This window comes from Corynebacterium sp. HMSC036D03 (assembly GCF_001836185.1).
Classification (GTDB): Bacteria; Actinomycetota; Actinomycetes; order Mycobacteriales; family Mycobacteriaceae; genus Corynebacterium; species Corynebacterium simulans.
In genome coordinates this window covers 1-2047 of sequence record NZ_KV827757.1, presented here as the reverse complement: position 1 = coordinate 2047, position 2047 = coordinate 1, and the positions used below count along the sequence as shown (strand labels likewise).

Annotated in this window: 2 protein-coding genes and 1 pseudogene; 2 read left to right on the top strand and 1 reads right to left on the bottom strand. The window is 55.3% G+C overall.

Annotated elements, in window-relative coordinates; translation table 11 throughout:
• Both HMPREF2692_RS11715 and HMPREF2692_RS11710 read left to right on the top strand, forming a co-directional pair.
• Window positions 1–489: pseudogene (locus tag HMPREF2692_RS11715) on the top strand (IS21 family transposase); the annotation flags it as partial.
• Window positions 490–506: 17 nt separating this feature from the next.
• Window positions 507–1265 (top strand): ATP-binding protein, encoded by a 759-nt coding sequence (locus tag HMPREF2692_RS11710; RefSeq protein ID WP_062038708.1) that lies wholly within the window; start codon window positions 507–509, stop codon window positions 1263–1265.
• On the opposite strand, the gene HMPREF2692_RS12805 is transcribed toward HMPREF2692_RS11710, so the two are convergent.
• Entirely contained in the window at window positions 1262–1495 is a 234-nt protein-coding gene (locus tag HMPREF2692_RS12805; RefSeq protein WP_246823454.1) for a DUF2200 family protein, read from the bottom strand. The two genes, HMPREF2692_RS11710 and HMPREF2692_RS12805, sit on opposite strands and share 4 nt — an antisense overlap.
• Window positions 1496–2047: the final 552 nt, after the last annotated feature.

Sequence of the window (2047 nt, the reverse complement as noted above, 5' to 3'; positions counted from 1 at the left end):
CCCCCGACGTGTCCACTTTCCGGGGGCCAGGCCCACGGATTCAAATACCGGTATTCCACCAACCCTCAGCATGGGCCATGTGGCGATGATGAAGGCCACAAGGCGCTTACCCGTGATGAGCTTTTGGCTTGGGCCTCGTCGTTTGGGGCAGCAACGCACGCAGTCATAGCGATGATCCTCGACCGCAATAGTGCCGCCGTACCCCGCGGACTCATCCAGGCACGCAACGTGCTGGCCAACCTGGGCAAAAAGCACAACAAAGCCACCCTAGAGCCTGCATGCCAGCAGGTCGTGGACAAGAAGCTGGCCCCAACGATGGCTGTGATCAAACGCCTCCAGACTGACATTGCCCACGCCCAACAACATCCCGGGCAACCAGGGCCAAAAACACAGCCTGTAGCCAAGCGCCAACCACGCCCAAGTACCCCGCTTACCGGTGAGGTGGCCGATGCCGTCTTTATCCGGCCTGCTGACCACTACGAAAACTAGAAGGAGTGTGAAAAATCATGAGCAGCATCGACGACGAGATTGTGCGGGCGAAAATGCGCAAGCTTCGCGTATCGACCTTCGCTGACATCTTCTACGAGGTTGTCAACGACGAGGCCTATGCGGATGCGCTACCAGAAGACATTTTCCTCGCTGCAGTCGAAGAAGCCTATACACAACGCCAACAGCGCAACATTGCCAAGGCCATCACCCAGGCTAAATTCCGATACCCGGATGCAAGCCTGGCTGAAATCACCCGGGCAGAACAACGCGGTATCAACATGCGCCAGTTGAAACGAATCGCAGCCACTAACTGGCGGGAAAACCCGACCAACATTCACATCCTCGCCCCGACGGGAACAGGCAAGACCTACATTGCCTGCGCCATCGGCATCGCCGCATGCAAGGCTGGATACTCGGTGGCGTACTACCGGCTGGATCAACTTGTAGACATGCTGGCGGTCTTCTCACCGACTGACCAAAACTACCTCGATAAGATGCGCAAACTGATCAACGTCGATGTCCTTATCATCGACGACTTTATGACCATCAGCATCAACCAGCGCGGGCAAGAAGACCTAACCAAGATCATATTCGACCGCGACGGAAGGCTGCCTACACTTATCTCCTCCCAATCAGCTGCCGCCTATTGGGTTGAAACACTGCCAGACAGAGTCGGAGCCGATTCACTCGTAAGCCGCCTCAACAACGGCCACCGAATCCATATCGGAGACTTCGACATGCGCAAAGCCACCGCCCCCACCACCCCAGACGACTAATACAGACGGGCCGGGCCGACGCACCCCTCGGCCCGGTACCAACTACCCGGAACACGACAGTACCGAGTCACCAGAACACCGGTACCAAAAACTCGCATCTGACAAGCCGCAGCGATGCCTGGGACATCGTATCCCGTGAACCAGGAAATAACTTCATCTACCTCAGCGCGAGTACGGTCCTTACGTTCCGCCTTGGCGATATAGGCGGAATGGATCTGCTCCCACCGCATGCTAAAAATTCGAGGCTTAGAAGTATCTGACATGACTTCTATCCTACTGCTGAGCCGCAAACATCCTTCTCCAAGGTTCATCAACGCCACGTTGAACTACTCCGCTCCCCCGCTGTGCATAGACCGAAGACGCCGGTAAATAGTTGCCTTGCTGAAATAAGGTGCGTTCGAACCATCGAAGCCATAAAATCTAGCGGTCCCTACGCTCCTCGATGGTTCGAATGCTGATCCCTACTCCTTCTCCGCGCTGGAACCAACCTCTAATTCGCACTGTTTTTAGGCTCAGTGACAATTCAGAAGGCTCATCCGTATAGTCCTTAAACCACGCGATAATGAACACCGCAGTTACCTGGGATAGTTCATTTGGTGAACAAAGCTGCGTTCGGACCATTGAAGCGTTCGGAAACAGCGCTTTTGGGCCTGTTGGGTGGTTCGAATGCAGGTTGGCCAACGATAGGCGAAGGAACGTCGTGCCGGTAGCCGTGGCCGGATGGTGTTGGTTCAATGGTGAAAACGCGAAAAGGGAGAGGTTCTAGAACGGTGGTGTTCTAG

Bases quoted from the DNA above. Each gene is read 5' to 3' on its own strand.
- HMPREF2692_RS11710 (WP_062038708.1), top strand. From the start codon at position 507: ATGAGCAGCATCGACGACGAGATTGTGCGGGCGAAAATGCGCAAGCTT.
- HMPREF2692_RS12805 (WP_246823454.1), bottom strand. From the start codon at position 1,495: ATGCGGTGGGAGCAGATCCATTCCGCCTATATCGCCAAGGCGGAACGT.